The 23,047-nt window shown below is 60.5% G+C and carries 21 protein-coding genes and 1 pseudogene; 14 read left to right on the top strand and 8 right to left on the bottom strand.

The features are described 5' to 3' along the window. Window positions 1-53: 53 nt before the first annotated feature. Window positions 54-233, bottom strand: coding sequence for a hypothetical protein (locus BMI01S_RS28190; protein WP_036045015.1), 180 nt, complete (start codon window positions 231-233; stop codon window positions 54-56). 476 nt (window positions 234-709) lie between these two features. Between BMI01S_RS28190 and BMI01S_RS28180 the strand changes: the two genes are divergently transcribed. From BMI01S_RS28180 to BMI01S_RS28150, 7 genes and pseudogenes are all read left to right on the top strand, one after another. Next, window positions 710-1,126, top strand: a complete 417-nt coding sequence (locus tag BMI01S_RS28180) for a DUF2471 family protein (RefSeq protein ID WP_051381419.1) — start codon at window positions 710-712, stop codon at window positions 1,124-1,126. Window positions 1,127-1,244: 118 nt separating this feature from the next. Beyond that, window positions 1,245-2,027 (top strand): annotated as a pseudogene (locus BMI01S_RS28175) (efflux RND transporter permease subunit); the annotation flags it as partial. A gap of 69 nt (window positions 2,028-2,096) precedes the next feature. Then, window positions 2,097-2,636 (top strand): P-type ATPase, encoded by a 540-nt coding sequence (locus tag BMI01S_RS39435; RefSeq protein WP_306303740.1) that lies wholly within the window; start codon window positions 2,097-2,099, stop codon window positions 2,634-2,636. 84 nt (window positions 2,637-2,720) lie between these two features. Continuing rightward, window positions 2,721-4,919 (top strand): alkaline phosphatase family protein, encoded by a 2,199-nt coding sequence (locus tag BMI01S_RS28165; protein WP_161635528.1) that lies wholly within the window; start codon window positions 2,721-2,723, stop codon window positions 4,917-4,919. Between the two features lie 104 nt (window positions 4,920-5,023). Continuing rightward, window positions 5,024-6,046, top strand: coding sequence for a type 2 periplasmic-binding domain-containing protein (locus tag BMI01S_RS28160; protein WP_036045012.1), 1,023 nt, complete (start codon window positions 5,024-5,026; stop codon window positions 6,044-6,046). A 455-nt stretch (window positions 6,047-6,501) separates the two neighbouring features. Beyond that, window positions 6,502-7,068, top strand: coding sequence for a hypothetical protein (locus BMI01S_RS28155; protein WP_028231048.1), 567 nt, complete (start codon window positions 6,502-6,504; stop codon window positions 7,066-7,068). Window positions 7,069-7,070: 2 nt separating this feature from the next. Next, on the top strand, window positions 7,071-7,505 hold the full coding sequence (locus BMI01S_RS28150; RefSeq protein ID WP_409372324.1) for a hypothetical protein: 435 nt from the start codon (window positions 7,071-7,073) through the stop codon (window positions 7,503-7,505). Window positions 7,506-7,671: 166 nt separating this feature from the next. On the opposite strand, the gene BMI01S_RS28145 is transcribed toward BMI01S_RS28150, so the two are convergent. After that, window positions 7,672-10,134, bottom strand: coding sequence for a cation-translocating P-type ATPase (locus BMI01S_RS28145; RefSeq protein WP_028231046.1), 2,463 nt, complete (start codon window positions 10,132-10,134; stop codon window positions 7,672-7,674). Window positions 10,135-10,675: 541 nt separating this feature from the next. Here BMI01S_RS28145 and BMI01S_RS28140 point away from each other — a divergent pair. Then, window positions 10,676-11,977 carry an ATP-binding protein gene (locus BMI01S_RS28140; RefSeq protein WP_028231045.1) on the top strand — a complete coding sequence of 434 codons (1,302 nt, stop codon included), beginning with the start codon at window positions 10,676-10,678 and terminating at the stop codon, window positions 11,975-11,977. An 18-nt stretch (window positions 11,978-11,995) separates the two neighbouring features. Here BMI01S_RS28140 and BMI01S_RS28135 read toward each other — a convergent pair whose 3' ends face one another. The 3 genes from BMI01S_RS28135 to BMI01S_RS28125 all read right to left on the bottom strand — a co-directional run bounded on the left by BMI01S_RS28135 (window position 11,996) and on the right by BMI01S_RS28125 (window position 14,535). Continuing rightward, the gene (locus BMI01S_RS28135; RefSeq protein ID WP_028231044.1) at window positions 11,996-12,802 is read right to left on the bottom strand and encodes an ABC transporter permease; all 807 of its coding nucleotides are present in this window, start codon (window positions 12,800-12,802) and stop codon (window positions 11,996-11,998) included. After that, window positions 12,799-13,440 carry an ABC transporter ATP-binding protein gene (locus tag BMI01S_RS28130; RefSeq protein ID WP_042291303.1) on the bottom strand — a complete coding sequence of 214 codons (642 nt, stop codon included), beginning with the start codon at window positions 13,438-13,440 and terminating at the stop codon, window positions 12,799-12,801. The genes BMI01S_RS28135 and BMI01S_RS28130 overlap by 4 nt, the downstream gene beginning before the upstream one ends. 123 nt (window positions 13,441-13,563) lie before the next feature. Further along, window positions 13,564-14,535 (bottom strand): YVTN family beta-propeller repeat protein, encoded by a 972-nt coding sequence (locus tag BMI01S_RS28125; RefSeq protein WP_028231042.1) that lies wholly within the window; start codon window positions 14,533-14,535, stop codon window positions 13,564-13,566. 120 nt (window positions 14,536-14,655) lie between these two features. On the opposite strand from BMI01S_RS28125, the gene BMI01S_RS28120 reads away from it, so the two are divergent. The 4 genes from BMI01S_RS28120 to BMI01S_RS28105 all read left to right on the top strand — a co-directional run bounded on the left by BMI01S_RS28120 (window position 14,656) and on the right by BMI01S_RS28105 (window position 17,798). After that, window positions 14,656-14,961 (top strand): PadR family transcriptional regulator, encoded by a 306-nt coding sequence (locus BMI01S_RS28120; RefSeq protein WP_028231041.1) that lies wholly within the window; start codon window positions 14,656-14,658, stop codon window positions 14,959-14,961. Window positions 14,962-15,013: 52 nt separating this feature from the next. Continuing rightward, the gene (gene chrA, locus BMI01S_RS28115) at window positions 15,014-16,243 is read left to right on the top strand and encodes a chromate efflux transporter (protein WP_028231040.1); all 1,230 of its coding nucleotides are present in this window, start codon (window positions 15,014-15,016) and stop codon (window positions 16,241-16,243) included. A 73-nt stretch (window positions 16,244-16,316) separates the two neighbouring features. Next, the gene (locus tag BMI01S_RS28110; RefSeq protein ID WP_028231039.1) at window positions 16,317-17,309 is read left to right on the top strand and encodes a sterol desaturase family protein; all 993 of its coding nucleotides are present in this window, start codon (window positions 16,317-16,319) and stop codon (window positions 17,307-17,309) included. A gap of 75 nt (window positions 17,310-17,384) precedes the next feature. Then, on the top strand, window positions 17,385-17,798 hold the full coding sequence (locus tag BMI01S_RS28105) for a hypothetical protein (RefSeq protein WP_028231038.1): 414 nt from the start codon (window positions 17,385-17,387) through the stop codon (window positions 17,796-17,798). 40 nt (window positions 17,799-17,838) lie between these two features. On the opposite strand, the gene BMI01S_RS28100 is transcribed toward BMI01S_RS28105, so the two are convergent. The 3 genes from BMI01S_RS28100 to BMI01S_RS28090 all read right to left on the bottom strand — a co-directional run bounded on the left by BMI01S_RS28100 (window position 17,839) and on the right by BMI01S_RS28090 (window position 20,493). Next, window positions 17,839-18,348, bottom strand: coding sequence for a hypothetical protein (locus BMI01S_RS28100; protein WP_051381417.1), 510 nt, complete (start codon window positions 18,346-18,348; stop codon window positions 17,839-17,841). 61 nt (window positions 18,349-18,409) lie between these two features. Then, window positions 18,410-19,774: an ATP-binding protein gene (locus BMI01S_RS28095; protein ID WP_051381416.1), complete on the bottom strand. Its 1,365-nt coding sequence runs from the start codon at window positions 19,772-19,774 to the stop codon at window positions 18,410-18,412. Further along, window positions 19,771-20,493 (bottom strand): response regulator, encoded by a 723-nt coding sequence (locus BMI01S_RS28090; RefSeq protein WP_028231036.1) that lies wholly within the window; start codon window positions 20,491-20,493, stop codon window positions 19,771-19,773. The genes BMI01S_RS28095 and BMI01S_RS28090 overlap by 4 nt, the downstream gene beginning before the upstream one ends. Window positions 20,494-21,012: 519 nt before the next feature. Here BMI01S_RS28090 and BMI01S_RS28085 point away from each other — a divergent pair. Further along, window positions 21,013-22,479, top strand: coding sequence for a nucleotide sugar dehydrogenase (locus tag BMI01S_RS28085; RefSeq protein WP_255217827.1), 1,467 nt, complete (start codon window positions 21,013-21,015; stop codon window positions 22,477-22,479). A 94-nt stretch (window positions 22,480-22,573) separates the two neighbouring features. Further along, window positions 22,574-22,993 (top strand): c-type cytochrome, encoded by a 420-nt coding sequence (locus BMI01S_RS28080; protein WP_169745490.1) that lies wholly within the window; start codon window positions 22,574-22,576, stop codon window positions 22,991-22,993. Window positions 22,994-23,047 lie beyond the last annotated feature (54 nt).

Genomic DNA, 23,047 nt, shown 5'->3' with positions numbered 1-23,047 from the left:
AACATCGTGATGATCCAACCTTCCCTCCCTGGTGGCCGAAACGCTGCCCTACTCTAGCATGCGTCTTCGTTCTCATCGTCCGGGAAGTCGAGCGCGAGCTGGGGTTCGCGCACCACTTGTCCCGGCTGGTTGGGTGCTGCGGCGGGAATGGCCATGCGCAGCACGTCGCGATGAAATACGACGTCGGCCGATATCTGCAGGAGTTCACCAGATTGTTTGAGGTCGTTGTCCATGCGTTCATTCATCTCGCCGACTCGGACGAACTGGCCGACACTGGCGCATTTACCCAGAAAGCGCGACGCGTGTCCAGCACGCGACAGTCCGCCTTGCTGTCCTCAAAAATGCTGTATATATTTACACCTGTATGGATGAACAGGGGCGAGCATGGAGCACCTGGTCCGGATCCTCAACGACGACGATCGGCAAACCCTCGCCTGGCTGCGCACACATGTCGGCGATGCCCGCGTTGCCGACGCCGCGCGGCGGGTGATCGCGCAACGCGAGCAGTCCGACGGCGGCTGTGCAAAACCGTATATATCGGCCGTTTGCCGGCATTTTGGCGTGTGGCCGCCGACGCCGCGTCGGTCGACTCGCGCAGACGCCGATCATGGGGTTGCCGACCGGCATCTCGCGCAGATGCGTCACCTGCTCGCGCAATGCACGGCGGCGGTTCGCCGGTCGGCACGATAGTCATCTGCGGGAGGCAAGGATGGTCGAAACCCTGGATACCTCGATGGACCAAGGCAATGCCGACCTGGCGGTTGATCCCGTCGCCCTTGAAAGGGCGATCCAGCGTGCGGCCCTCGACCTGCAGCGCATCGTCGTATTGCTCGCGCAGCGTTACGCGGGCCTGCGGCGGGGATTGCCGGGGCACCGGGTTCCGGCGCCGACGTGGCGCCTGCTCCTCGATATCGAGGAGCAGGCGTTCGCGGATCTGGGTTTTCAGGGGCGGCATCCGGCTGCTGTGCGTGAGGGTTTTGCGCGCCTTATCGAGTGCCGTCTTGCCGGCCCAGATCTCGATGCGCCCGTTGACTGGCAGCGTGATGATGATCCGCTGCCAGCGGTCTACGCGATTGTGCGCGGACTCGTGCAGGAATTCCCCATGAATATCGACCGATCAGGATAACTAATGTTGAAGTCATGATCGAAGCCGACTGCTGGACCGAAATCAATCGTATGCGGTCGATTAAGCACGCCTACCCAGTGACGCTTTGAGAGGCCGGCATGTGTCCACCAATCGGTTCGATCCCGCGAAGCTGATGCATTACGGCCTGTCCATCCAGGACGTCATTGCCGCGGCGCGGCAATCCACCGGTGTGCGCGGCACAGGATTCATCGAGAACGACAATCAGCGCATCGCGGTCAACGCCGATGGGCAGATTGGCACGCCGGGCAAGCTCGCCGGCGTAGTGCTGCGCTCGAGCAACGGGGCAGCGGTCCGCCTCGGCGACGTCACCAGCGTGACGTGGGGTAGCGCACCGCCCGCGGGTGGGGCGTCGATCATGGGCAAGCCTGGCGTGATGTTCCAGTTGGAGAGCCAGTACGGCACCAACACGATGGCCGTCACGCGCGACATCGAAAAGACGCTTGCCGGGCTCGAACCTGTGCTCGCACGGCAAGGCATCGATGTGACCGCGAACGTTTTCCTGCCCGCCAGTTTTACCGAGGCCGCGGTGGGCCACCTGCGCACGGCGCTCATCGTCGGTGCCGTGCTTGTTATCGCCGTGCTGTCCCTGTTCCTGCTCAACGTGCACACTGTGGTCATCTCCGCCGTATCGATTCCGCTGTCGCTGCTGGTCGCGATCATCGTGCTGACCGCGTTCGGGGTGAGCCTGAACCCGATGACGCTCGGTGGCCCGGCGATCGCACTCGGCGAGGTGGCGGACGACGCGATCATCGACGTCGAAAACATTTATCGGCGCCTGGGAGAGAACCGCAAGCTGCCCCTGCCGCTTCCCGCGTTTCGCGTCGTGTTGCGTGCGGCGCTCGAGGTCCGCAGCGCCGTGGTGTTCGCCACCTTCATCGTGTGCTGATCTTTAGTTCTCGGGCGTGGGCGGACGGCTCGCCTCGCACTGTTGCAGCAACCTCATGCGCGCGTGCGCCGCGTGGGCCACACGATCGAGGTCGAGATCGCCGACATCGCGAAAGACGACATGATTGCGGTCGAGCGCGGCGACCAGATCGTGGGCGACGGTGTCGTCGCTGCTTCCTCTGGGCTGCAAGTCGACGAATCGCTGCTTACCGGCCAATCCGTCCCGCAGGACAAGGCGTGCGAGGCGCCGTTGCTGTCCGGCAGCTTTGTCGTTGCGGCACAGGGCTCGTATCGGGCAACGGCTGGCTGCGCCCCTGATCCTTGCACCCAACGTAAATCGTCGGAGGCTCCCGTCGACACCGGGTCGACGGGTCAATATTCGGCCACGCCAGGATGCGAAGCGTCATCAATGGACACCACACATCCCATATACCGCGTACTGCGATCGCCTCTCCGGAGGCCGGGGGCGTCATGCGAGATACCAAAGAGCCAGCATTGGCGCGGCTTGAAGGGGATTCTCAATTTTCGGGTATGGCAGAAGGATCCAGGCCGTGCGACACCTCCAGGTGGGAACGCGTTTCGCGATGCTCGCCTCAATCGGTAGTTTTCCTGCTTTGTACGTCATCGTCCTGACATGACGTAAAAGCAAGAATGCCGGGATTGGCCGATTCACATGGGGAGGGTGAACATGTCTTTTGCAGAGTCCTTTAGGCGTACGACTGGCTTGGTCGCGGCGCTAGCGCTGCTGTCGAACCCCACGGTGTCGTTTCCGCAAGACGACTGGCCGCGAGACGATGGACAACAGCAAGGTCTCAGGCATGACGACGGCCAGCACGACAACGATGACCTTGACAAGTTGTCGCTTAAGGAAAAGATCGAGCTGCTGCGCCGCAAGGTGAAGTTTGTTTTCGTGATTTATCACGAGAATGAGTCGTTCGACCACTTCTTCGGCACCTACCCGGGCGCCAACGGCCTCTTCAGTGCGCCGCGCGGCGCGACGCCTGCCAAGGCGACGCCCGGTTTCACGCAAAGATACCTCGACACCTCGCTCCGCACGGTGACGGTCTCCCCGTACCTGATGCCGCAAGCGGTCAAAACCGCCGCCGGGCAGATTGTGCCGATCTATCCGGCCGACGAGATTTCGGTCGATCACAGCCACCAAGGGATGTCGAACAGTCTGCATGTCGACCCGGCCACCGGTATCGCGGCGAATGACCGTTACGCTATGGACCAAGAAGGTCTCACGACTGACGCGCAAGGCAACATCGTCGCCAAAACGGGCGTACCCGCGACCGCAATCTCGCTCGCGCAAAAGCAGAAAGCCGAGACGGATATCGGCCACATCGACTGCGACACGATCCCCTTCATGTGGCACTGGGCGAAGAACTTCGTGCTGTTCGATAACTTCCGTCAGTCAATCGTCGGGCCTTCGACCCCGAATGCGATCGCGCTTATCGCCGGCCAGTCCGGTCAGACGCAATGGGCACGGCACAATAATGAAGGCGCGACGGTGACCTATGCGAACCCAGCCTTCCCGAATCCCATTGGCGCGAGCTATGGCTCGCAGGTCATGCCGAGCACCAGCAATGCGTTCGTGCCGGTTGTCAACGATCCGGGCCCGTTCCCAGGTTCAAACCTCGACACCAACGCGGTCAAGCCCCCGTTTAACTTCGACGAGAATCCGGCCAACCCGACGTTGAATCTGACCTTCGCCAGCCAACCGTTGTCGTTCATGGGTAAGAACGTCAAGAAAATTACTGCGACCGACCAGAATCCGACTGCAGACCTCGCGGATATCCAGGAGGACATGAAGGTAGTTTCGGACCTTGACCCGGCGGTCAATTGGGGTTGGTACCAGCAGGGCTTCAATAACCATGATGCGTCCGACCCGTACGAGCCGCAAAACTCGACCACGCCGAATCCTGCCCACGACCCGGGCCTGAACACCGGTTATGTGTTACATCACAACGGTCCTCAATATTTCGGCTATCTCGCCGACAATCCGCAGGTACTGAACAATAACCTGCACGGCGCCAAGGACTTTTTCGACGCCGTTGAAGCCAGGAAGCTGCCGCCAGAAGGAGGCGTGTTCTACCTGCGCGGCGGCTACGACAACAATGATGGGCTGGTGCCAGTCAATCCAACGCCGGCCATTCAGCACGCGTTCCTCGGCAACGACGATCACCCGGCCTACTCGGATCAACAGATCTCCGAGGCGTTCGCGGCCAAGGCGATCAACGACATTGCCAATAGTCCATACTGGGCGGAAAGCGCAATCATCATCACTTACGACGAGACTGACGGGTTCTACGACCATGTTTCGCCGCACCGGCGCAGCACTTTTGCTGACGGCTCGCCGCTTGCGGCCGGTCCGCGTATTCCGACAATCCTGATCTCGCCTTATGCAAAGGCCGGCAAGATATCACATCGCTACAGCGAGCACGGCTCGGTGATCAAATTCATCAACGAACTGTACGGTCTCGTGCCGCTCGCCTCGCTGCCAGACGAGAAGCGGGGGCGCGAGTTGGGCGCCACGACACTGGGACAGCCGAACCTCGGTCCTTCGGATGATCCGGACAACGAGGTTGGCGACCTGACGGAAGCCTTCGATTACGACATTTTGCGGGGGGAAAAGGAGCCCATCGCAGCCGCGCGAGCGACCTTCCCGCAGAACGTCGTCGCAACACTGCCTCACCTGGCAACGCCAAACTATGCGCCGAACGGCTATACGAATGGTGCGTGCGAGGCGATCGGCATCTTGCCAACCGACTTTCCGTCTCTGGCAGCCTACAAGGCGGGTGAGCCGATCGATCCGTATCCGGTTGACGTCAATCCGCGTCCGACCCAATCGCCTGGCACGCCTACTTCCGGAACCTGGACGCCCTGATCCTGCTTCGCCTTGAAATGTTGCATGCGGGCTGAAGATCGCTCACGAGGGATGGAGAACTCGACCTCCATCCTTTTCGCTTTCCGACTTGGTTGGACTTTTGCATGCTTCGCCTACTCTCAGGTCTCTTGTTCCCCGGTCTCCTGGCCGTCGGCTTGATGGCGCTCGCCAGCGCCGTGCACGCGCAAACTTTGGATTCAATCCGCGCCACTCACCACCTGGAATGCGGCACGGTCCTCGGCGCCGACGACTGGAATGGAGAGGACATCCACGGCAATCTCTCGGCCCTGGAAGCTGAGGTGTGCCGTGCTGTGGCCGTCGCCATCTTCAACGACGAAAGCAGCCTCACGATTAGGTCCTTTCCTGCCGAGCCGGAGGCGTTAAATGCGCTGAAGGAAGGCACGATCCAGGTTGCAATCGGCATCTCGCCTTCGGCATCGACGGCGATGCATTTCGGCGTCGGGTTTGGACCGCCCATCTTTTACGACGCCCAGCGTTTGCTGGTCTCGAAGCACAGCGGCATTACGGATCTGCCGGGCCTGCGTGACAAGCTCATTTGCGCACTTGACATGAGCCCGACAGAACGAGTTCTGCGTGACGAAATGACTGCGCGAAGAATTCCTTACGGGCTCATGAGCCACTCTGAGCAGGGTGAAATGGACGCGGCCATCGCTGTCCGTCGGTGTGATGCTGGCGCAGGCACGGAGTCCCGGCTCGCGCAGTCGCGCGCGAACTTTCGTGGACCCAACGATTTCGTATTCCTCCCGGAACGGTTCGGACTTAATCCAATGGTCCCCGCATACCGCTTTGGCGACCAGAAGTTCGCGCTGTTGATCGATTGGACGGTCAGCGCATTGATCGAGGCGGAAGCCCTGGGAATCACGCAGGGTAACGTGGCAGCGGCGTCGAAACGGAAAGACATGCGGGCCGAACAGTTGCTCGGCCGCGACTTCGCGACTGCTCAGGCGCTGGGGCTGGCACATGATTGGGCCGCCAGGGTTATTGCTGCGACCGGCAATTACGGCGAGATATTCCAGCGTACGACGGGTGGGCCCTACCATCTGGATCGTGGTCTGAATGCGCTTTGGACCGACGGCGGGCTCATGCGTCCGCTGCCAATGAGATGACGAGGCAAGTGCCGTGTCGTTCCCTTCGAAATAGATACCGGAGGCCGCTCTCGCCCGAACGGCTGTCGGTCCCGAACCTGAACCTGGCGCTGCATAGCGCGCAATCTGCTGGACGAGATCGGCCGGTGAAGGGACATAATTCATAATTCAGCGCCCCAGCTCTCCGCCGCCCATGTTCAATCGGCAATCGACCGGCGAAGGCGCCGGCGATTTACGCCGACTCGGAATTGAAACATCAAAACACCCTCCAATGCCGTTCGATGGCCGTTTAGCTTTCATTTAGACAGGTTTCGGTTGCCACGCGATAGCAGTTCCCGTCATGCCGAATGTCTCTACGGCGTGGCACGCGGTCGCACGTCAGACGTAGTTTTCTTTGATGCACGTCAAGCGTGCAAAATCACGACCCGGCACGATATCTCACAAAAGGGGAATCCTAAACGCAGCGGAGTCTGATCATGGAAATCTCGTTACGCGACCTTGTGACCGTCTTGCATGGCATGGGATTTGGCGCACTCTTCATGCTGGCCTTCTCGGGCGCCATTTCCGAGCTATATCGGATGACGGCTCCCGGCGCACCTGCCGTCCCCAGTCCTCGAGAGCACAAACTGTTGATGCTCTACCTTTCCGCAATGGTCATTCTTGCGTGGGCCACTGTGTTTTCGGGCGCCTACGTCGTGTACCCGTGGTACAGAGCTGTGCCGCCTGCCGGCCTTACCGATCTGTCGGCATATCCGCAGCGATTCCTGCAGTCAAATCCCAACACGTCCGGTTGGCATGATCTCGGTATGGAATGGAAGGAGCACGTGGCCTGGCTCGCGCCAATCTCCATGACCATGGTTGCGTACGTCTTCGGGAAATATGGCCCAGCATTGGCGAAGCTCCGGCAGATTCGTCACGCCGTTCTCGCTTTCGCCGTCGTCGCGTTCATTGCAACCGGCGTTGCCGGCGCCTTCGGAGCCTTCTTGAACAAGTACGCGCCGGTGCGTGGCGGAACGGCCATCCATATCATGAAGGGAGAATGACGATGAATGCCTCTCATACACAAAGCCCCGCCAAGCGTATCGCGGAGAGGGGGGAACAGACCGACATCACCTCGGCTAAACCGGGCGCTGACTTATCACATAACCAGGAAAGCATGCTTTCGCTCAACAACGGTCCTGCTGCTGCCGCAATACTGGCGGCCGGTATCGGGTGTTTCGCGGTCGGCCTGTTCGCGCTGCTGGGTGATGCATTCAAGCCGGTTGCGAATTTCTTCAATTTCTACCACCCGACCGGTCCGCTTTCGGGAGTGACGACGAGTGCGATCGTGGTGTGGCTGCTTTCATGGTTCGCACTGTCACGTCAATGGCAGTCGAAATCCGTAGCACTCGGGCGCGTGACAGGGATCGCCTTTACGCTGCTCATTCTTGCCGTGCTCTTGACCTTTCCGCCATTCATGGATCTGCTGCAGGGCAAATAGATAGCAGCCCGTTGAGATGCGAATCGCGCTCCTGCACACTTCAACTTCGAGTGCAGGAGCAGCGCGATAGAGATCCCGTGTTACGGGGCTCGGCTGGATTGGCGACTCCCATGACGATCACACGCGCCGAGAACTTCTGTCAGCCTGTCCCCGCAACTTGCGGTCGTCAGGTCCGGCGACGCGCCGTTTCCTTCGGTGCGCGCGGCTTCTGCAATCTAATCAGGCTTTTCCTCAATTCCACCGGCACAAGCAACAGCAGCGCCAGCGCGATGGCGACGATCAGGTCGCCGGGCGCCAACGCTCCAAAGTGGAGCGCTTCGCGCAGAGGTGGCAGATAGACGGCGAGCAGCAAGAAGCCGATCGCTGCTATCGCCCACAGATTCATGACGCGATTGGAGAAAAGACCGTCGCGTAGAATCCAGTCGCGATCATTACGCGAAATAAAGGCCAGAGCCATATGGCCCGCCATCCAGGCAGCAAATGCACAACTTTGCACGGAAGCCACCGGCAATCCACGCCAGCGTGCCCAGGCATATGCGGCCATGACTGCGGCGAAGAGCAACCCGCCCTTGAGGAGGATCAGGCGCACTGCAGCGCCGTCGATGAGCGCGGCACCCGCGCGGCGAGGTGGACGGAGTTCGATATCGGCTTCGGCGGGCTCAGCGACGAAGCCGGCCGAAGCAGCCAGGTCCATGAAAAGCTCCAGAAGGATGATCTGGATCGGCGAGAAAGGAAGCGGCAGCCCAGCCAGAACTGGCAACAGAAAGATGGCGATCAGGCCGACCTTGACGGCAAGGTAGTAGTTAACACCTTTTCGCAGATTATCGAAAAAGTGGCGACCCTCAAAGATGCCGCGCGCAAGGGTGGCGTAGTTGTCGTCGGCGAGTACAGCTTGGGCGGCCTCCTTGGCCACGTCCGTTCCTTTGAGTCCCATGGCAACGCCGACATCGGCGGCTTTCAGCGCCAGCGCGTCGTTGACGCCGTCGCCGGTTACTGCAACGATCTCGCCATTCGCTTGCAGCGCGGTCAACAACCTGTATTTGTTCTGGGGCGTGGCCCGCGCGAAGACCGACACCTGGCTTGCGGTCCTGGCCAACTCTGCATCGTCGAGACGATCCACCTCTTCTCCGCAAACAATCCGATCCGCAGGAATGCCAACCTCGCGAGCAATGGCAATAGCGGTTGCGGGGTGATCGCCAGTCACCATCATTGTCCGAACGCCAGCGCCGGTCACTCGTGCAAGTGTCTCCTTGACGCCTGTGCGCGGCGGATCGGCCAGGCTAATGATGCCTACGACGTCGAGGTCGTGCTCGAGATCGTCGAGAGATTTGCCAACATCAGAAGTGTCGACCGCGCGTATTGCCACCGCGATAACCCGTCGTCCCTGGGCAGTCTGCGCATTGAGCTGAGCGGAAAGTGCGGCCGGCACACTGCGGGAGCGCCCGAAGACTTCCTCTGGTGCGCCGGTCAGGTGGAGCCGTAGTGACCCGTCATGGTGACGCCACAACGCGGCCTTGGTACGCCGGCCATCGCCAGGATGACGCAGACGCAGGATCTCGCCCTGCAGCGGCATTATGCCAAGCGCCCGGGCGCGCTCCGAAACGGCATGCTCCAACGGGTCGGGCAGCGCGAGCGAGGCTGTCGCCAACGCGGCGTCAAGCACCGCGTGCTCCTGTGCCGCGGGCCAAATGACGGCCACGTGCATGCGGCTTTCAGTCAAGGTGCCGGTCTTATCGGTGAGGATCACGGTGGCATCGCCCAGCGTCTCCGCGGCGCGCAACCGCTTCACCAGGAAGTTCTCGCGTGACAGCCGATAAGCGCCCAGGCCCAATACCATCGTGATGATGATCGGCAACTCCTCGGGAATGACCGCGAACGCAAGCGACAAACCGGTAAGGACCATCAACCGCACGTCGCCGCCGCGCGCTATGCCGATCAGCGGGATGGCAATCGCAAACACTACCGCCACCCACACCAGCTTTCCGGCCAACGATCGCATGGCCAGTTGCAACGGCGTCTTGGGCGGGCTTACGACGGCAAGCTGCGTGCCCATTTGGCCGAGGCGCGTCGCGCTGCCCGTTGCCGTTACCTCAGCTTCGCCTTCGCCTGTTACCACGATCGCGCCGGCACTGACGGCGTCGCCCACGCGTTTCTCCGACGGCAGGGATTCGCCCGTGAGCGTCGACTCGTCCATACTGAGGTTGACCGCGCTCATGAGCTTGCCGTCGGCGGCCAGCCGGGCGCCTTGCACCAGAACAAGAACGTCGCCGGGCACCACCGACTCGATGTCCGCCATCGTGATCTTCCCGCCGCGACGTACCCGCACCTTGGGCGTGGAGAGACGTTCCAGAGCGGCGATGGCGCGCTTGGCGCGGAACTCGTTGCCGATTTCGGCGCCGACGAGCAGCAGGATCACGGTGAAGATCGTGAGCGCGTCGCCAAGCCCGCCCCAGACCGTGTAAAGCACACCCACCACGACGAGCAGCAGGATCATCGGCTCGGTGATCTCTTCGGCCGCAACGGCCCAGAAGCGGATGGCAGCTGGCGTGAACAGACGGTTCGGCCCGAAACGAGCGAGACGAACCGCAGCTTCGTCTGGCGTAAGGCCGGTATTATCGGTGCGGCTCACGTCTGCCCCCGTTACTCTCGGTAAACCGCCAACCACTATGGAATCCAATGGTGAGCATGGCATTGAGGCAGATCAAGGCGCGTCGAGCCTGCCATGCCGAATGAGCTGCTCGTGCGAGCTTCCAGTCCGAGCGGCACTCAGCCCCAGCGGCGGTCGCACGTGCCAAGATGGATAACAAATGGCCTTGGCTGTAACCGCGCGTAATCGCATGGAAAATGTAATGCATGTTCATGGGAGCCAGGTGCACGCTAGACTTCCTCTATAGACATTTTGAATTGCGCGTTTGTTACCTGATCGCCTTATGCGCAGGTCGAAACATTTCTCGAGCTGCACGCTAATTCCGTCGGGCGGTGAGATCGATCTTCCTGAACAGGGCGCAGAGATTGGCAATGCCTCCACCGGTGCGAGAACAGTTGGACTGCGCATGGCGTTTCCGTGTTCGCGGTTGCCGGACGACGCGTCAATTGCGCAAGCCAGCAGGACGCTCACCCGCGGTTCGCGTTAGTTGATGTCAGCGTAATTCCATGGATTGCCAGGCGGTATGCGACGACCATTTGATTCGTTGTTCGGGCGCCTCGCGCTGCTTGTCGTAGCGGTCCTGCTCGCCTCCCATTTCGCTTGGTTCCTGCTCCTACGTATCGAACGAAGCGAATCGCACACGCTCCGTGCCGTGGAAGAGACGGTTTTTTTGCTTGATGCGGTACGCGATCATCTAGCGCATGAGCCGAATCAGCCGCTTCCGTCACGTGTGCATCTCGTGGATTCCACCCGTGCCGAGGCGATGACGAGTACCCTTCGTGTACCAGTCGAACTGACCAGTTTTGTCGAACATGTGCGCGATCGCCTTCCGAACGGATCAATGGTGCGTATCGGTTTGCAGGCGGGGTTGCCAACGCTCTGGGTACGCGAAGCAGGTGACGGTAGCTGGATCGTCATGCCCTTGCCCTCGCTGCGACCGCCGCATTCGCAGGGCCGGAAGGTGGTGTGGCTCGGCATCGTCTTCTCGCTCGCGGTCATGGCTGCGCTCCTTTCGGCGTGGCGGCTCCAGCAGCCGTTGACGGTCCTTACGCAAGCAGTTGGACGTTTCCGACGTGGAGAACAGGTGCCTCGACTACCCGAGCGGGGACCAGGAGAACTCCGTGCGCTCACGCACGGCTTCAATCAGATGGTACAGGAGGTGGCGCGCACCGAGAGCGATCGCGCGGCGATGCTGACGGGTGTCGCTCACGACTTGAGAACGCCGCTCGCGCGGCTGCGTCTGCGCGCCGAGTTGACGGACGATGTCAAGCTGCGCGACTGCGTCATGCGTGATGTCGACGCAATGGCTCATATTGTCGACCAGTTCCTCGTCTTCGCCCACGGCAATGCAGACCGAAGCGAACCCGTCGAGGTCGATGCTCAGTGTGTCCGCGTCACTCGCAGTTACCGGGCCGTATCCCAGGGGACATCACCCGTTCAGACCAAACTCATGGCCGGATCAGACTTTCTGCTGCCGGCCGCGACGCTTGAGCGTATCGTGACCAACCTGCTCGACAACGCATACACCTATGGGGCGCCCCCCATTCGCGTGGCGACATCGAGAACGCCTTCAGGGTGGCTCCTGTCGGTCAGCGATCAGGGCCGAGGTATCGCGCCAAAGGATTTGGCCGATGTGAGCCGCCCGTTCGTACGCCTCGACCCCGCACGCGGCGGAGACGGACATAGCGGGCTCGGTCTTGCAATTGTCGAGCAGCTTGTGAACAGTGCGGGTGGCATCCTCGAAATCAGCAATGCAAAAAGCGGCGGCCTGCGGGTAGCCATGACTTTCCCAGGCAAATGCCTTGGCAACGCGGACGAATCGTGACAGCCAGGTCGCAGTAAGTCACCGCGCACTGCGTTCGACGAGTCGTGCAACAAGGAAACGATGTTCGGCCGAAAACAGCCTTCGCCAGGCGAGCAGCACGGCACCGACCGTGCCAAGCGCCGATGACGCGGCGATCAGGAACATGATGACGATTTGGTAGCGGACAGCCTGAACCGGCGATTGCCCGGCCAGCACCTGACCCGTCATCATGCCCGGCAGGCTGACGATGCCGACCACGGCCATCTGGTTAAGCGTCGGGATCATCCCCGCCCGCACAGCCTGACGCGCGGGTTCCTGGACGGCTTCCCAGCGAGTTGCACCCAGAGCCAGCGCCATCTCGATCCGGTCGCGTCGCGAGGTGAGCTCCTCCGTCATGCGTTCGACGCCAAGGGACACGCCGGTCAACGTGTTGCCGAGGATCATCCCGAGAATCGGAATGGCGTAGTGCGGCGAGTACCACGGATGGATTCGAATTACGACGAACAGCGCAATCGCCGAGACGACCCAGGAACTCGCCCAGATCGCCATCACGCTGTCCACGCGCTGTCCGGTGTAGGTCCTCGCTCCCCGCTGCGCACCGGACAACCCAGCGATGACAGTCATGAGTATCGTCAGGGGAAGCACCGCATACCAGCGGTCGAATGCAAACACCCAACCGAGCACATAACCGATCAGCAGCAGCTGTACGACGGTGCGCACCGCGGCTATCGCGAGCTTTCGCTCCAGCCCGAGAGACAAGGCGACCGAAATCGCGCCGTTCACAATCACCAGCAATGCGGCAATCGCGACATCCAGCAGGCTGAGGTCTTGCAAACCGGCGTTCATGGATATACCTCGGCAGCCGCTCCGAGCACCCCTGCCCGCATTGACAGGCGCCGCTCGCTCATTCGCTCTGCCTGCGCCGGATCGTGCGAAACCCAGACGAAGGCGCGCGAGGCCGGGGTTGCCTCGAACCATGCCGTGACAAGCGCTTCTATTGCATGCGACGAATCAGGATCAAGCAACGCGGTCGGCTCGTCGAGCAGGAGTACCTCCGGCGTGAGTTGCAGCACGCGAACCAATGCCGTGACCTGCGCTTCCCCGCCTGACAGTTCACTCGCCCGTTTGCTGAGGAAGTCGCTGTCACGCCCGGCTCGTGTGGCGAACGACACAGCCTGCGTCCGGTCGAACTGCAAGTCACGATAGACCCGCAGCGAGTATGGGTAGCGCAAGTTGTCTTCCACGGTTCCGTCGAGGATCGCGGGACGCTGTCTGACATAGGCGACGTTGCGTCGAAACCGGAGAATGGCCGTCCGTCCCACCGGCCGACCGTGCCAGAAGATCTGCCCGGCATCGACTGGATCCAGTAAGGCCAGGGCGCGCAGAAAGACGCTCTTGCCGGATCCGGAGGGTCCCGTGATCGCCACGCGGTCGCCGGCGACAAGTGCGAAATCGGTGGCGCCGAGCAGGGTCCGTCCACGCATCGAATCGCGGCGCGTCAAGCCGCGCGCCTCAACGAGAATACGAGTGGCCCCAGGCACCGTAAGCGATGAACAGGGTGTGCCGCTGGCGATCGTGCCGCCCGCGGCAGCGAGCTCATCCACGGGTTAGTTCATCCACGGCTTGCGGTTGTAGAAGTACAGGCCGTGAGGTGAACGGCCCACAGGAATGACGGAAACCAGCTTGTCATTCGTCAGGTCGACCACGCCCACGCTCTTCGAAAAGCGGAACGTGACCCAGAGGAAGCGTCCGTCGGGTGTCAGCTCCATGTCGTCCGGTCCCGGGCGAAGGCCGGTGATGTCCTTCACCTTGGTCAGAGTGAGCTCGTCGAGTTCACTGATCGTGCTCTCGACCCGGTTCGTAACAAGCACATGACGGCCGTCGTTAAGCGGACGGAAGTTGTGCGCGCCCTTGCCTGTCTTGATCTGCTTGACGATCTTGCGGTTGCGCCAGTCGACGACCTCGACATCGTCTTCTCCCGTCATGCCGATCAGCAGGTACTGGTCGTGGGGAGTGAGCCAAAGCCCTGCGGGAGTCTTGCCAACCGGCATTTTCCACAGCACGCGCTGCGTGGGCAGATCGATGGCCGCAAGCTCGTCTGAATCCTGCAGCGTGACAAATACGATCTTGCTGTCAGCCGAGAAGGCCATGTGGCTCGGCGTTTGACTGAGCGGGATACGACGCGCGAGTGTGATGCCGCCATTGGCATAGCTGTAGATATCGACCCGATTCAGGCGCAGCCCGTTGGTCACGAACCATTTCCCGTCGGGCGAGAATCCCAGCTGGTACGGGTCTTCGACGTCCTCGAGCGTTTTCGTCACCTTGCCGGTCTTCGGATCAACGAACATCAGACTATTACTAACCGAGTTGGCTACGAGCAGCTTCCCGTCCGGCGTCTGCATCAAATGGTGGGGTTCCTTGCCCACCGGGTATACGTCAGTCACGCTTCTGGTTTGCTGGTCGATCAGGGTCACGCTGGCGGCCGCGGAGTTCAGTACGACGACGGGGTAATTCGCCCAGGCGTGCGACGCGAGGGTAGCTGCAACGAGGCCGAGCAGGCGCTTGATCATAAATGACATGTCCGATGTCTGAGTCAGAGAAGGCGAAAATGCGTCGCGCGGCGTTGACCACGCAAGGGGCGACGAGCTAACATCGCATCATAATCGAAATTCGATAGTCACAGAACAGCAAAAACGAGCATGGATGATCGGGATCTTTACGCGGGTCTTATTCGGCTTCACGTCCTTCACCACGCCTCAGAGGAACCGGTGTACGGCCTGGCCATGATTGAGGAACTGGGCCGGCATGGGTACAAGATGAGCCCAGGGACCCTCTATCCGATCCTTCACGGCCTGGAGAAAAAGGGATATTTGAAATCGGTAGTGGAGCGGTCAGGACGAAGTGGCCGCCGTGTCTACCGCATCACCGCCTCGGGACGGCGCGCCCTGAAGGGAGCCAAACACAAGGTTCGCGAACTATTCGGCGAGTTGTTTGAGGAAGGCTAGCCCGAACGCCCCACGCCTGCTACTTATCTCGATTACTGAACACAGGAAATGTATGCAAACCAGTGTCACCTCGTCGCGCCCTGCTCGCCCCGGCGCCGCTCCTGAGGTTCTTGCGGTATTTCTGAAGCTGGGCTTGACATGCTTTGGCGGACCTATTGCCCACATCGGCTATTTCCGCCGTGAGTTTGTCGAGCGGCGCCGCTGGCTTGACGACGAGACGTTCACCGACCTGGTCGGTCTATGCCAATTCCTGCCGGGCCCTGCCAGCAGTCAGGTTGGATTCTCGATTGGCCTGCTTCGCGCCGGATGGCTCGGCGGCATTGCCGCCTGGTGCGGATTTACGTTGCCTTCGGTCCTGCTCCTGCTGGCCTTCGCAGCCATTGCGCCGAGCCTGGGCGGCCCCCTCGGCACGGGCCTGATCCATGGTCTGAAACTGGTGGCCGTGGCCGTCGTGGCTCAAGCCGTGTGGGACATGGCCCGGCGCCTGTGCCCGGATCATCGCCGTACAGCCATTGCGCTCATCGCAATGGCGCTCCTCGGTATCCTGACAACCGTCTATTCGCAGCTCATTGTCATCGTTGTCGGCGCCGCGCTCGGCCTGTTGCTGTGTCGGGCATCCGTGTCGCCCAATGCCGTGAGCCAACATGCGCACGAATTTCGTGTCTCGCGCGCGGTCGGAGCCGTGGCGTTGACGCTGTTTTTCTTGCTCCTCTTTGGGCTTCCCGCACTGGCCGCGACGGACATCAGCCACGTGGTCCGGGTATTTGATGCGTTCTACCGCTCCGGCGCGCTGGTCTTTGGCGGCGGCCATGTGGTCCTGCCGCTGTTGCAACAGCAAACGGTCGCGACAGGGTGGGTAACCCCGAATGATTTTCTTGCAGGCTACGGTGCGGCCCAGGCTGTTCCGGGTCCCCTATTTACATTTGCCGCTTTCCTGGGCTGGATGATGTCCGGTACACCGAATCACTGGGTTGGAGCGGCAATTGCTACCGCAGGCATATTCTTGCCGGGGCTGCTCCTCGTCATCGCGGCGTTGCCCTATTGGCAAGCCCTGCGCGCCCACCCGTCGATGGCGGCTGTACTGGCCGGCGTGAACGCGGCGGTCGTCGGGTTGCTCGGGACCGCACTGTATTCGCCGGTGTGGACAAGTGCGATTCACACGGAAATCGACTTTGTCATCGCGGCTATTGGCTTTTTTCTGCTGACGCGCTGGAAAATTCCGCCCCTTGCCGTCGTCGCATTTTGCGCGGTGGCGGGCATCGCAGAAGCGCTCCTGCACTGAAATCGGTGCGACAGTTACCGCCCTTCAATTCAAGCAGGAACAGACCTGTCCGCTGTAATGGTATGAGGCCTTTATGATTCACGATGTCGTCGCCCAGCTCGACAATCTCGTCTCGACGCTTCAAACGCTGCTGTATATCGACGTGGTCCAGCCGTTGCTGTTCAAGTTTGGCTTCATGGGCTACGACGAGGAGTCGTACGACGCTCTCTACTGGGTGATCATCGGTGCGCTGGAAATCCTGGTGACGTACGTGGTGCTTCGGCCGCTTGAAGCGCTGCGTCCTATCGAGGACTGGACGAACCGCAAGGCCGTCCGCGCCGACGTTCTCTATACGTGGATCGCCAAGCTTGGCATCCTTGAGCTCGGTTTCTTTTTTGCCATGCAGCCGTTCTTCAATCATTTGCAGAGCCTGATGGCGATTTACGACATCCCGAGTATCGACATCGACAGCCTCTGGCCCGGCGTCACCGACCATCCGCTCGTATCGTTCACCATCTATCTCGTGGTGCTCGATTTCGCCGGTTATTGGTATCACCGCTGGCAGCATCGAATTGGCGTCTGGTGGGAGCTGCATGCCGTGCACCACAGCCAGCAGCAGATGTCACTATGGTCGGATGACCGCAACCACCTGCTCGACGACGTGATCAACTCGGCCTACTTCGCGGCCTTGTCGCTTCTGATCGGCGTGCAGCCGTCCCAGTTTGTCGTGCTGGTGGCTGTGGGCAACTTCCTGCAGAGCGTTCAGCATGTCAATGCGCGTCTGCCTTTGGGCTGGCTGCTTGAGCGCATTTTCGTGAGCCCGGCGTTTCACCGTAGGCACCACGCGGTCGGTTATGGTCATGAAGGTACGCGTTACGGCTGCAACTTCGGCGTCCTGTTTCCGTGGTGGGATATGTTATTCCGTACCGCTTCATGGAATCGGACGGTAGAGCCCACCGGGATTCGCGATCAGTTGCCGCCGCCCGCCGGCACAAGTCGCGATTACGGGCAGGGCTTGCTTGCTCAGCATTGGTATGCGTTTGTGCGAATCGTGCAACGCCTGCAGGGGCGTCGCGCATATCAGTGACCGCCGGCTGGTGAGTGCTGAAAGAGCGTCCGCCGCGACAGAGAGTGCATCTGGAAAGTCAGACGAGGGACGCACATGTCGAGCCGCTCCCGCTTGATTCGCGCCGTAGTCTCGACGGTGGTCGTCAGTGTCCCTCTCGGCGTCGCCGCTGAAGAACGCGGCGGCATGCTCGAAATGACAAGAGCCGACCAATTTGCACACGCAGCCGCGCGTGCCGAGCAGTTGGACGATGTGCGTGTGAATCTTCAGCATGCTCTCAACTGCCTTGTCGGGCGCGATGGCGACGGATTCCGCGCGGAAGCGAGCGATGAATGTCATGGCAACGGGGCACTGAACACGCTACCCGCGCAATCTGTCAACCGTATTCGAGTGCGCAAGGCAATTCAATTGGCACGCGTCGGCGTCACATTTCATGACTTCCTACCCGCCCACTATACGGCCCTTGCTGTCCAAGCCGTGCTGGATGAAGGCATTGCTCCGCAGCGCTAGAGCAGCGCACGAAACGCGATCGTTCACGGTCCTCAACGCACTACTTCTTTCGCCATGTCGAGATCCAATGGTCGACCGACCAGCGCCCGCTGCCCGTCTTATACAATTCGCTGACGAGCTCAATCGCTCCGATCATCACGGCCCCGGTGGCCCAGTCCCCTTGGGGCATGACAATCCCTGCAAGCATGCCGGCCAGCCAGGACGAAGAATTCGCAAAATTGGCAGCCGCCAGAAGCGATAGAATCAGCAACGCTGGAATAGCGGTTACCCTCACTGCGAGGCCAGCCAGGAAACTGATGCCGACAAGTAGCTCGATGGCTCGGACAAGCAGGCCAAGCAGATAGGTGGCAAACGAGTATGTTTGTGTATTGACAGCGAGCGCGGGAAGTACGTGCCCAAGCCCTCCCCCGACTGGAAACACGAGCATGACGCCGATTATGATTCGCGTCGGGACAACCCACCTCAGACCCTCTGTCTGAAATAGCCCAGACCAACGGCTCCCACTGATGTTTGATGCAACCATGCCCAGCATCTTTCGTATCGCGACCATGAGATTTCCTTACTAGACGTTCCAGTTGAGCATGATCTTCCGAGTCGTCGCGATCTCGTAATCAATCGAAATTGGTCGGCACTTCGCCGTCCACTTTCCGGTGTTGAGATGCCAATTCAACGCGTGTTCCGGATAGGCTGCGGCGAGGCAGACGGACAACAGCCTCGAGGCCACCTGCTGGGCGATTGCGCAAAGTCAGATCTCCGCCATGCGCGCGCGCGATGCTGCGGGCGATCGTCAGCCCAAGTCCGGATCCTCCGGTGTCGCGATTCCGGGAGGGTTCGATTCTGTAGAAGGGCTCGAAGACCGCCTCGAGTTCTTCTTGCGGAATTCCTGGCCCATCATCCACCACCGCTATCTCAAGCACCTGCTCCCGATCGCTGATCGCGATGTGCGCACTGCCGCCATACTTGGCGGCATTCCCGACCAGATTCTCCAGACATCTACGAAGCGCCAAGGATCTCGCGGTGTAGGGCGCACCGGCTCTGCCCTCCACCGTCACGGATACCCCAAGTTCACCTGCGTCGGCGGCGATGGTTTCGACGAGTGCATTGATGTCAACCGCGCGCAAGGGCTCCCCCTGGCTGGTTCCGCGAAACAGATCAAGTACGGACGTCGTCATCGCTTCCATGATGGTGAGATCCCGGAACAGCGCTTCGCGCAACGCCGGATCATCGCGAACGAATTCGGCCCTCAGACGCAGGCGCGTAAGCGGCGTGCGAAGGTCATGCGAGATGGCAGACAGAAGGCGCGTTCGTTCGTCTACGTACTGCCTGATGCGCGCTTGCATGACATTGAATGCCCGGGCGGCCCGTATGACTTCCCGGGTTCCTTGCTCCGGCAAGGGCGAGGAGTGCAGATCTTCGCCTAGACGTTCCGCGGCCTGCGTAAACCGCTCCAAGGGCCGCAGGGCAAATCGCGCCGCAATGAAAGTCAGCACGACGGCGGCGATCAAGAGCAAGCCATGGCTCAGAAGCAATTCGAGAGGCCAGCCGAAGTGACCGGGGGCTTCGTAATTGACGATGACCCATTGCCCGTCGTGCAGGCCCACCTCGAATGTCACGCCGCCCAGCACCGAACTCGACAGCGCGTGAAACGCATATTGAGGTCCAAGCAGTTTCGAAAGCGTCCGATCCTCGGCCGTCAAGGTGGTCGACGTGCCGCTCGCAGCAGATCGCAACTCGAGCGAGAGGCGCCGTGCCGCAAGCGCAGGCAATACCTGGGGCCGCTGTGTGGCCGGTAGCGAATCGAGCAACTTGACGGCCGATGCGATTCGTGAAAACCATTGGCTTTGGTCGGCCTGGAACAACAGGCGATCTCGCTCCTGGACCGTGACCATTTCGCTCAAGGCTTGCGCGAGTATCAAGCCGCCGAGCAAGATGCAGACGATGCGTCCGAAAAGCGTGGTGGGTATCCAGCGCTTCACAGTTCCGGTTCCACGTCTGCGTTGAGGAAGTATCCTTCGTTGCGCACGGTCTTGATGAGCGCGGCTTCCTTTGCGCTATCGTTGAGATGCTGACGCAGACGACTCACCTGCACGTCGATATTGCGATCCAGCGGTCCGAGCTCCCGGCCGCGTCCAAGCCCACTCAATTGCTCGCGAGTCAGCACGCGACGAGGATGATCGACAAAGAGCTTCAGCAGGCGATACTCCGTCCCCGAGAGTGCCACCACTATCTGATCGGGAGACAGCAACTCTCGTGTGCGCGTGTCCAACGACCAGCCCGCAAAGTGATAGGACCGGACAAACTCGGGTTGCAGGTTCTCGGGAACCTGCCGGACGCGTCTCAGGACATTTCTTATGCGCGCGACCAGTTCCCGCGGATTGAATGGCTTCGACACATAATCGTCGGCGCCCAGTTCCAAACCTAAGACTCGGTCGACCTCCTCGCCCCGCGCGGTCAGCATGACGACTGGGATGCGACCCTTTATGCCAGCATCGCGGAACAGACTGAGGCCGTCTTCGCCGGGCAACATCAGATCGAGGACGATCAGATCGGGCCGGGCTTCCGCCAGCGCCTTCCGCAATTGCTTCCCGTCCCGCACGGCGGTGACCCGGTAGCCGCTCTCGTCGAGATAGCGTTCCAACAGACTACGGATTTCGGAATCGTCATCGACGATCAACACATGATCAGGGGTTGCCATGGTGCACTTCCAAGCATCAGAGCCGCGCTTGTCGCGCACATGAGATTTCGTCCAGTCCCCGCTCTTTGCGGGACCATTCATTATCGACATTCGTTAGCGTATTACATCACAGTCAGTCCGTGCCGTGAAGGAGCCGGCCCAGACGGGGCGTCAACTCAAACGTGTCGGGAGCCGGGTGGTTGGGCATCGCCGGCCGTGCCCGCCCTTCTTCGCGCGTCCGATGGCGGTCGCATCAACGAGCCCACTCTTTTACATGTTCGTGCCGGGGTTGTCCGAGTCCAGCGCTGGATGGCTACTTCCGGTTGACATGATAGGTGTGCCCGCTGCTGCCGAAAACTGGGCATCGCTGGGAATTTTGTTGCGTTGTGTAAAGAGGAAGCGCATGCAAGATTGATTTACAAATCGTGGTCCGCGTCGAAATCCTCGCGCGCTATGGTGTCGTCTCGACGCTCACCGACGGACTCTTCGCATACCCCCGGGAACGACCTGGCGTATCGCGTCATTTCGCTGATGGAAACCATGATGGAACAAGCTATTGTCACCGTAGATCGTGCTGATCCCCGAGCCCAAAATCGTATCCAGTCTCTTGACGAGTCTCTCTCGACACTCGAAAACCGCCCTCTCCTCGCGGCACACGACGAATCGTCACCGGCGTCGCGAGCAACGGGAGAATTGCTCCGACGTATCGTCAAACGCGAAGCACACGTCGCGGTGGTCGGACTCGGCTATGTTGGGTTGCCGTTGGCAATGGCCGCGACCGAAGGTGGTTTCAACGTCGTTGGCCTGGATATCGACGCGCAAAAAGTGGCCATGCTGAATGCGGCGCAATCGTACATCCAGCACGTCAGCGACGACCAGCTCGCCAAATTCGTCGCACAAAAGAAGTTTTTCGCCACGACGGCGTTCTCGGCAATCCGCGATGTTGACGCCGTGCTGATTTGCGTGCCGACACCGCTCACCCGCCATCGGGAGCCGGATCTGTCATACGTCGTCAGCACGGTCGAATGTATTGCTGAACATCTGCGACCGGGCCAACTGATCGTACTGGAATCTACGACGTATCCCGGCACCACGCGGGATATCGTACGTCCACTTCTCGAGCGTACCGCTCTGAAGTCGGGCGACGATTTTCTTCTGGCATATTCTCCGGAACGCGAAGACCCCGGAAACCCGGAATATCTCACGACGCGAATTCCCAAGGTCATCGGCGCAGATAGCGCTTACGCACTGGAGGTCGCTCGCTCACTGTATGAGCGCATCGTAGCCAAGACGGTCCCGGTTTCGTCGCTGGAGACAGCCGAGGCGGTCAAGCTCACCGAAAACATCTTCAGAGCGGTCAACATCGCCCTTGTCAACGAGCTCAAGCTTATCTACGAACCGATGGGCATCGACATCTGGGAGGTTGTCGAGGCAGCCAAGACGAAACCGTTCGGCTATATGGCATTCTATCCGGGCCCGGGTCTGGGAGGACACTGCATTCCCATCGATCCGTTTTACCTGACGTGGAAGGCTCGTGCTTTTGGCATCACGACCCGACTCATCGAGACCGCGGGCGAGATCAACACGTCGATGCCGCGTCACGTCGTGGATCATATACTGTCCGCGCTATCCGATCGATACAAGAAGAGCTTGAACGGGGCACAAATCCTGATTGTTGGCGTGGCGTACAAGCGCAACGTCAACGACGTGCGCGAGAGCCCAGCGTTCAGGCTAATCGAACTGTTGACGGAGCGAGGCGCAGCCGTCGAATACCACGATCCGCACGTGCCGGAGGTGCCGCCAATGCGGGAACATCCGGCCATTCAAGGCCTAAGGTCGGTTTCCTGTGAACCATCTCAGCTTCGCCAATACGACGCCGCCGTGATCGTCACGGATCACGATGACGTCGACTATCGGCTCATTGTCGAGAACTGTCCGTTGGTTGTGGATACGCGAAATGTTTGCGCACGCCGTGCGATCGCCGCAGGTAATGTTGTGAAGGCGTGAGCTCGACATGGTTCCAAATCGAAGATGGGGCACAGCTTCCCGACATTGCCCCGACTCATCGTCTCGATCTCTTTTCGTTCGCAGGAGTGCGACTGTGGCAAATCATTCTCCTCTCTTCATGCTCGCATTGGCGCTTTCGGTTAGCAGCCTCCTTCACGCTGGTGCCTCGATTGCGCGCGGCAAACATCACCACGATGAGGAGCAGGACTGGACTCCCCTCACATCGGCGGAAACTCAGCATGCGCAGACACTATTCGGAAAGACGTGCGCGGGCTGCCATGGCGCTGATCGCGCCGGCAAGATCGGCCCTTCGTTACTCGGGGTTGGCTCGCGTTACTCGGCAGCCAAGATCGAGCGGATCATTCTGCAAGGGAAAGCCAAGAGGCAAGCCGTGGCGATGCCTGCCGGGCTTGTCTCGGCTGAGGAGGCCAAGCTGCTTGCCCGCTGGCTGATCGTTGCGCCACACGGCGCTGACCGACAAGACAGCGCAAGCGCCACCTTATACGATTCTTGATCGGCCAGCGCGCAACGTCGGGTGTTTCCCGGGCGGACGAAATTTGGGCATATG

It is taken from the genome of Paraburkholderia mimosarum LMG 23256 = NBRC 106338 (genome assembly GCF_000739815.1).
Taxonomy (GTDB): domain Bacteria; phylum Pseudomonadota; class Gammaproteobacteria; order Burkholderiales; family Burkholderiaceae; genus Paraburkholderia; species Paraburkholderia mimosarum.
Note: the sequence above shows the minus strand (reverse complement) of the source record. Positions and strands in the feature narration are given on the sequence as shown.